The organism is Microbacterium sp. 13-71-7 (assembly GCF_002257455.1).
Lineage (GTDB): Bacteria > Actinomycetota > Actinomycetes > Actinomycetales > Microbacteriaceae > Microbacterium.
Window position 1 is genome coordinate 1 of record NZ_NCKN01000196.1, and the last position, 7,692, is coordinate 7,692.

Consider the following 7,692-nt stretch of genomic DNA (forward strand, 5'->3'; position numbering starts at 1 on the left):
GAAGCTCGCCACCGGCTCGCCGCGGAACATCCGCACGGCGACCGGCACCAGTTGCTCGCCGATCAGAATGCCGAGCAGACCGATGAGGGCGATCGCCGGTGGTGCCGGGGATCTCACGCGAAGCAGGGCGTAGATCACGCCGACGAGCACGCCAACGCCGACGGTCGCTCCTGTTCCTGCTCCCGCGCCGGCAGATCCTGCCCCCGCGCCCGACGACACGGCCACGCAGTCGGATCCTCAGCAGAGCGATCCTGCACCTGCGGATCCGGCGCCTGCCGACCCCGCACCGGCACCTGCGCCGGCCACCTGCCCCGGCGGGTCGACCGTGTATTCCGCAGATGATGCCGGGAACGCCACGGCGTGCCTGCCGAACGTCTGCCTGACGTTGCCGAGCATGCCTGACCCGAACCATCCGGAGTGCGACGCGCCGTTCAGGCCCTAAAGCCCCGCGGTCTTCAGCCGCTGGTCCAGTTGCGCGGTCTGCGCGAGGAGCAACCCGATGAAGTCGATCGACTCCGGAACGGGCTTGCCCTGATCGTCCAGCACCAGGCGGGATCCGACCATGGCGTCGTTCTCCGTCACCGGTTCCTCAGCGAAGACCACGAATCGGCGGAGGTGGTCATCCGCAGCGAGGTGCTCGGCGATGTGCCCGAGGCGTGGGGTGAGGTCTGGGTCCTCTCGCATGGCGTACGAGCTCAGCTGGGGGAAGACCGGGCCGAGTGAGGCAGGATCCACCGGTTCGATATTCACCTTGTAGCGTGCGGACGATGCGCCCTTCGACACGCGCCCGTCGACGTTCAGGTAGCAGATGGTGTACCCGGATACCGCCGGGGTCGCGTTCGGCGTGAAGATGTCCCCAGCCGATGTCGTCGTGCCGGTGACCGACAGGTTCCCCGCAGTGGACACGTCAGACGACGCGGCCACGGTCGTCGGTGTGATCGCACCTGGTGACGCGATCTTCGAGTCGATCTGCGACTTCGTGTACGAGTTCGCAGCGATCGACGCTGTCACCGTCGTGTCGATGTTCGCGATGGCTTCCTGCACCTGATCGACGAGAGAGTTCACCGACGTGCCGGTCGGCGTCTCGAGCTCGGCGATGCGTTCCGCGAGCCGATGCAGTTCAGCGACCAGGTCACCGAACTGGCCCTGTGATGGGCTGTCGTAGCCGTTGCCCATCAGATCACCGCCTGCGTCGTGATTCCCACGGTGATGCCCTTCGCGTCGCCCGAGAGGGCAGTGATGCGCCGGTCGTACGTTGCGCCCTCGAACAGGTAGGGGTCACCGACACCGCGTGCCGGGTCGTAGCTGGCGAGTGAGAGCCGGCAGAAGTCGCCCTCCCAGTAGGCGCCGAGGTACGGCTGCCTGTTCGCTTCCGCGTTGAACGACCACAGCTCGGGCACGGATCGTCCGAACGTTGTCGCTTCGCCGGTGTACCCGTCGAGGGTGGCTTGCTCTGACACGCTCGAATGTGACGAGTCGAGGGTCTCGAACGCCGCGTAGCCAAGGTTCGTGAGGGTGGTGTCCGTCGACCGGGAAACGAGGACGGTGTCCGCTGAACGGCCGGCCGTCGCCCATCCGATAGATGCGAGACGGGTCGCGTCCGCAGTCACCTTTAGGGCCGACACCGGCGATTGGGGGACGTCCATCGGCCATTCGAATACCGTCGCGGATGCGAGCAGCGGGTTCGCGTCCGTGCCGGTCTGCAACACCCACTGGACGCCGAGCATGTCGGGAGTGAACTGAGGGGTGAACCGGATGTCCGGGCCGCCCTCGATCTGGGACAGCTGCGAGAGGACCGTGCCGAGGTTCTTGAACTCGGCGCCCTCGAAGTTCCGTTCACGGGTGCCGGTGCGGTCCGCCTCGAACACGATCGGGACGTTCCCGCCGGTCCATGCTTGCGCCTGCTGCACCCACCGTTTGGCGATGGTCCCGTACTCGAGGCCGGTCAGGTAGGTGCCGACGGCGGGGTTCGGTTTCGTCTTCCCGGCCGCGGAGGGGTCGGGGATGATGAACTGTGTCGTGTCGATCGACGCCGCAGCGATCGGGAGCACGAACCGGTGATCGAAGTACGACCACATGCCCAGAGCATCGAGCGTGAGGATCTTCTGATCCCGATCGTAGGTGTGAGCCCAGATCGGGCCAGCGCCGATGATGGTGTCCCCGGCCGCGCAGGCGAGCACGGTGCGGCCGGGAGCCATCGTCTGGCGGGGGCGAAGCGCTACCGTCGCGGGGTCGCGCATGTCGAGGTCGACGGTGAGACGCTCCGGCTTGTTGATGGACCGCGACCACGTCGACGACGTCATGACCTGCACGTCGGCGATGTCGCGGCCCGTCAGCAGGTCCGCGATGAACCATCGAAGCACCATCGGGTGTCCCTTCGGTTACGGTGCGACCCAGCGAGCGCCCCAGTTCAGCGGCTCCACACCGGTCGTCGAGGGCGCCTCGATGGTCATCGTCGCGCCGTTCCCGTAACCCCAGAGGGTGAGCACGTCGCCGACGTTCAGGTAGACGTTGCCGCGTGCGGTGCCGGCTGAGAGCGCCGATCCGGCGACGACGGGCCCGAACGCATGGAGGACGTTGCCGCCGGGGGTGCCGGAAGCGTTCACCGCGACGCCGATGAGTCCAGACGGGTTCGAGCCGGACAACCAGAGCGTCCAGAACACCTCGTACCAGCCGGCCTGCGTGATCGTGATGCCGTTGCTGTACGTCACGCCACGGGCTGCACCGCCGGTCGACGTCCACGCCGCGGTCGCACTGAGGTTGCCGTACGCGTTGCTCGGCGCCGTGAGTGTCGCGTTCGTCCTGCGCATGACACAGATCGGGGTCAGACCGCCCGCGACCGTCCACGCACCACTCACACGCAACTGGATGAGCGACTGGTCGATCTGCCAGGCCATGGAACCATCGGCGGGCGCCCATGCGGCGAGCTCGGTGCTGTTCCGGACGGGCAGAGTCCCACCCTCGGCAACCGTGAACTGGGCCGTCTGGGTGATCGTCACACCGCCCGCGTTCGTCGCCGCAACACCAGCCGGAACCTGAACGGTCGCGAGCTCGAGCGCCCCAGTGGGCATCGCGGCCCGGGCCAGGGCGAACGACGTCGTCGACAGCGCGGCGCCGAGCACCGTCAGGTTGTTCGCGTCCGTGCCCGGTGCGGTCTGCTCGTTCTGCTTCGCGTACACGACGTAGTAGTTCGTCCCGGACGCCGGAGAGACCAGAACCGAAGGCAGTTGCATGGTGCCGTCGTTCGCGAGGAGGACCGGGCCGCCGAACTGCACAGCGGCGCCCTGGAACGCGGCCACGTTGACGTTCATGTCCGATCGGGCGGTGACGATCGCGCCGAGGTTCGACGGGAACAGCCCCGCCCGGGCAACACCGGCCGTCGTGCCTTCGATCAGACCGGCGAGGTCGATCCGGGCGTCCGTGGTCGACGTGCCGTTGGTGGGCCCAGGCCACGAGGGTCGCATGGTCATGGTGTGCCTTTCAGTTCCTGGGAGCCCACGAGACAGTGAGCGTGGGAGTTCCGGTCTGTGCGCCGAGCGGGTTGAACTGCACCACCGAGGAGCCGTTGCCGGGAATCTGGAAACCGGTCCAGTCGCGGCGGGTGAGGAACCCGGAGATGTCGTTCGTCGGGGTGTCGAGGTAGACGCGCCCGATCGATGCGTCGAACACGGCGTTCGACCCGACTGGGATGGGCCGGTTCAGCAGCAGACGCGATCCAGTGTTGATCTCGACGAGCTCCACACCCGCATCCAGGCCACCTGCGACGGAGAGCGTCATCGGGGTAGGCTGGCTGCCGGTGTTCGCCGCTGTGGCACGGCCGCTGTTTCCTGGTGTACCCCACGGGGCGGGCCAGACTTGCGGCCAGGGCTGCCCTGTTCCGGCCGTGGGGACGCCAACAGTGACGCTCTGGGTTGTCCCGTACATGAACGGGTCCAACGCCGCCATAATCACTTCGAACGTGAGCAGGTTCACGCCTGGGTTGGGGACCGGCGTGAACCTGCGGATCGATACGCTCCGGTTCGAGATCCCAAGGTGGTCGGTCACGGTGACCGTGACGGTCTGCCCTCTCCCGAGGCCGGCGCGGAGAGAGGCAAGCTGGGTGGGCCAACTGGTGCCTCGGACACGGCCGTTCAACGTGAGGGGGAGAGCGGTGCGGTAGTCGCGGTCGATGCCGAATGCGCCGTCTTTCGCGGGCCGTTCCCGGATGTCCGTCTTCGATTCGGAGAGGGAGTACCAGTCCTGGAAGAACTGGCCGTCAACTTGGATCACGTCGTCAGCGTGTTGGTTGACGCCGTACATCGGGATCGTGTTGATCGTGACCGTCGGGGGGCCGCCGGGCCCAACCACACCGCCGAATTTTCCACCGCTTGAACCGAACACCATGAGCGGGGTCCTTTCGGGAACGGGGCCGCACCAGAGTGAGGACCGTGAGGGGTCGGGAGGATGCGCTTCATGTGAGGATTGGCGACCGGTAGCATGTGCGAGTGCCAGTCGAACGGATATACAAGGTGGGGCCGCGGATCATCGCGATCGCGGTCTTCGCCGGCATATCGACGGTCGACCCAGGAACGTTCGTCCGATACGGGCTCTACGCCGCGCTTGCGGTCTGGATCCTCGGATCCCCCGGGCGCCTACGAATCGATGGCGTCTTCTGGGCCGTGGCCGCGAGCACCATCTGGATGTTCCTGACGACCCACTGGGCGATCAACCCCGAAGCGGGTGCAGCGTTTCAGACAGCCCTGATCTTCGCGGTCTTCATGCTCCTCGGTCGCGATGCGATACGCACCAGGCGACAGCTCCAGGTCGTAGCGACAGGCTTTCTCATCGGCGTCTTCATCGGGGCGCTCCGCATCATCGGCGAGCACTACAACCTGATTCCGTCCTCGACTCCAGACGAAAGCGCCAACGCACGACTCACTCTCGGCGACCTGAACGCGAACTACGTCGGCTACTCGATGGCCGGCGGACTCGCGGTCGTCGTGCTGCTCTGGCTCCTCACCAAGTCGAAGCGCGTCAAGTTCTCGCTATTCATCGCCGCAATCGCGCTCGTTGCGGGCTTCATCTTCACAGACACCCGCGGATCGCTCATCGCAGGCGTGATCCTGCTTGCCTGGCTGATTCTCGCTCGAATGACCAAGAAGCCGCCGATCTGGATCCTCGTCCTCGGCGTCACCGTGGCAGCGACCGTCATCGCAACAGGATCCGGCGTTACCTCCCTGAAGGTCCTCGACTTCGGCTCGCGCGCAACCGGAGACTTCTCCGGGCGCCTCCCCATCTGGGACCAGGTGCGCCCTCTGTGGAACGAGTTCTGGCTTACCGGGGCTGGCCCGTTCGCCACCCGGGTAGCCACCGATGGACAGGTGAGCGCCCACAACTTCGTGCTCGAGATCGGATCGTCACAGGGGATGATCGGTCTCATTCTCTTTGTGATCATGCTGTGGACTGTGCTCTGGACCGCCAACCGGGCCAGCGACCAGAAGTACCGTCGGACGATCGTTGGCGCATTCATCGCCGCATCGGCGCCCGCCTACCTCACCGGAGCGTGGGAGAGCAGCGCCGCAGCATGGGTGCTCCTCATGATCATGTCGAAGGCGTCGGTTCCCCCTGCACCAACACCTTCGACAGATCATGAACGGCTCGACGCCACGACAACCCGTGGCCTCGCGCGCTAGGTGATATCCGGGAACGTGATGTAGGTCATCACGAGCCGCATCTCGCCGCCCGTGAATGCTGTCGTGTACGCGGTCAGAGTGATCGTCGTGTTCACCGAGTACCACTTTGGTGAGACTTCCGTCGCGGCCTGCGAGGAAGGTCCGAATACGTAGCCGGCAGTGACCACCGATCTGTCCGCAAAACGGGCGACATCTCCCGAGATTCCGAGTTGCCATCTGGTCGGGCCGGTGATCGCCGTGTTGATCTTTCCCTGCACGCCGAGCAACAGCGATCCGGGAGGGATTGCATTCGTCCACGACACTGACGCTCCTGTGAGCGTCAGCGTCACTTCCTTCTGCGTGATCACGGCGCCGGCACTCGCAATAGCGGCCTCTGTCGCGGCAACGGGAGCTCCACCGTTGATCTTCCCGATCTTGCACGCCTGCCCGACCTTGACGGTCGCCGTCGAGTAGTTGTCGATAGACGCGAACCGGGAACGTTCAATCACGAAAGGAGCCGCGGCAGGCGCGATAGGGACCAAGGTGGATCCCGTCGCGTCAACCCCTCGGATCGTGATCGGATCAGTTGCTCCGGGCGCCACCACATACACCGACCGGGACGACGCGGGACTCTTCAGGACCGTCAGGTCAGAAACGCGGAGTCGCCGCACTGTCGCGAAGTGAGACGTGTTCGTCGGGTCTTGGGTGTAGATGTACAGCTCGCCGGTCGAGTTCGACGCAGCGGTTTGCGCTGAATGATCGACGATGCCGGAGATCTCGATATCCTCAAGAACCACCCACGGCTCCCACTGGTTCGGGTATCGCGACCACGGGGTTCCCGTCGAGGCGACGATAAATCCACCCACTGTCGTGGAGACTGTGTCGGTTCCGACCGTGAACACGTTGAACCTGATCTTGCGGTGAGCGACAGGATCGACTCTGGACGGTGAGATCCCGGCACACACCGTGGCCGTGAGCGTGGTCGTAGACCCCTTGTCGATGATGGTCAGGTCGATATTGCTGCATCCGCGAGACGTGGTCGGGCTTCCGATCGGGTCCGCTTGGGCGGCCGTGTCAGTTCCCGACACGAGCGCATCTGTGCACAGGGCCACGATCGGTGCGACGTACTGATCCTTCCAGCGAACGATCCCGCGCACGTCGTCGCAGCCACCCATGTAGATCGCGCGGTGCACTCCGTCGATGTCCATGTCGACGCGCACCGCCGAGGCTAGATATCCGGCGAAGCCGTAGCCGATCATCTGACCACGGAGCTTCACGTCGAAGTGCTTGCAATTCCCCTTCGATCCATCCCCATACTCTCCCGTCTGGACCGCATAGCGGAGGTTCGTCGCAGTTGCATCGACACGGATCCCGTCCGCACCGTTGATGGCGCGCACGAGGATCGCCCCAAGATATCCGAGCTTCGTAGCTGGATCTGCCAGCGTGTAGCCGACGTATGACTGCAGGGTCAGGGAGAAGTCGCGACCGCCGTCGATGAGGAAGATCGGCGTGAACGTGTCCAGCAGGTATGAGCGGTTGTTCACCAGGGATGCGCGAGACGCATCGATCGTGACGCCTGACCGGTTCGTGAACGTCGCGAGCGTTTCCCCCTCGGGGATGTCGATCTTGTACGTGCCCGCCGGGAACTGGAAGTGCTTCGCGCCGGACGTTGCGAACTTGGCGCGCAGAGCAGCCGTCGAATCCGTCGCGCCGGTCGGGTCGATCCCGGGGCCCGACATGACTACGGACTGCACATACCTGGCAGCGAGTTGAGCCGAGAACGCCGACCCCGTATCCGCCGCCACATCTGCCATGGTCGACGGCACGCCGTTTGCCGCATCAGCCAGCTGATCCAGGGCAGCATTGAGCAGCGAAGCCCAATCCTGCCCTGGAGCCGCGATACCGAAGTCCTGAGTCACACCAGGGACCGGCTTGTTCAGAGAGACCATTACTTCTTCACTCCCACCATGGCTCGTTTCGCAACGCCGCTGAGGATGGCGCCGAGGACACCCGGGTCTTCCTGCTGCACACCCGTCACCTC

General features: G+C 65.2%; 7 protein-coding genes. 1 reads left to right on the plus strand and 6 read right to left on the minus strand.

Going from position 1 to position 7,692, the window contains the following annotated elements; genetic code table 11:
* The 5 genes from B7X32_RS21080 to B7X32_RS16055 all read right to left on the minus strand — a co-directional run.
* Window positions 1-225: DUF1427 family protein (locus B7X32_RS21080; RefSeq protein WP_366246999.1), on the minus strand; the 225-nt coding region annotated here is incomplete at its 3' end.
* A gap of 213 nt (window positions 226-438) precedes the next feature.
* Window positions 439-1,176, minus strand: coding sequence for a hypothetical protein (locus B7X32_RS16040; protein ID WP_292721804.1), 738 nt, complete (start codon window positions 1,174-1,176; stop codon window positions 439-441).
* Window positions 1,176-2,366, minus strand: coding sequence for a hypothetical protein (locus B7X32_RS16045; protein ID WP_292721807.1), 1,191 nt, complete (start codon window positions 2,364-2,366; stop codon window positions 1,176-1,178). Before B7X32_RS16045 ends, B7X32_RS16040 begins: the two co-directional genes overlap by 1 nt.
* A 15-nt stretch (window positions 2,367-2,381) precedes the next feature.
* Window positions 2,382-3,470: a hypothetical protein gene (locus tag B7X32_RS16050; protein ID WP_292721810.1), complete on the minus strand. Its 1,089-nt coding sequence runs from the start codon at window positions 3,468-3,470 to the stop codon at window positions 2,382-2,384.
* Window positions 3,471-3,480: 10 nt separating this feature from the next.
* Window positions 3,481-4,383 (minus strand): hypothetical protein, encoded by a 903-nt coding sequence (locus B7X32_RS16055; protein ID WP_292721813.1) that lies wholly within the window; start codon window positions 4,381-4,383, stop codon window positions 3,481-3,483.
* 125 nt (window positions 4,384-4,508) lie between these two features.
* On the opposite strand from B7X32_RS16055, the gene B7X32_RS16060 reads away from it, so the two are divergent.
* Window positions 4,509-5,672 carry an O-antigen ligase family protein gene (locus tag B7X32_RS16060; protein ID WP_292721816.1) on the plus strand — a complete coding sequence of 388 codons (1,164 nt, stop codon included), beginning with the start codon at window positions 4,509-4,511 and terminating at the stop codon, window positions 5,670-5,672.
* Here B7X32_RS16060 and B7X32_RS16065 read toward each other — a convergent pair.
* Window positions 5,669-7,600, minus strand: coding sequence for a hypothetical protein (locus B7X32_RS16065; protein WP_292721819.1), 1,932 nt, complete (start codon window positions 7,598-7,600; stop codon window positions 5,669-5,671). The genes B7X32_RS16060 and B7X32_RS16065 overlap by 4 nt on opposite strands.
* Between the last annotated feature and the right edge of the window lie 92 nt (window positions 7,601-7,692).

Coding starts and splice junctions, on each gene's coding strand:
- B7X32_RS16040 (WP_292721804.1), bottom strand. CDS start 1,176: ATGGGCAACGGCTACGACAGCCCATCACAGGGCCAGTTCGGTGACCTG.
- B7X32_RS16045 (WP_292721807.1), bottom strand. CDS start 2,366: ATGGTGCTTCGATGGTTCATCGCGGACCTGCTGACGGGCCGCGACATC.
- B7X32_RS16050 (WP_292721810.1), bottom strand. CDS start 3,470: ATGACCATGCGACCCTCGTGGCCTGGGCCCACCAACGGCACGTCGACC.
- B7X32_RS16055 (WP_292721813.1), bottom strand. CDS start 4,383: ATGGTGTTCGGTTCAAGCGGTGGAAAATTCGGCGGTGTGGTTGGGCCC.
- B7X32_RS16065 (WP_292721819.1), bottom strand. CDS start 7,600: ATGGTCTCTCTGAACAAGCCGGTCCCTGGTGTGACTCAGGACTTCGGT.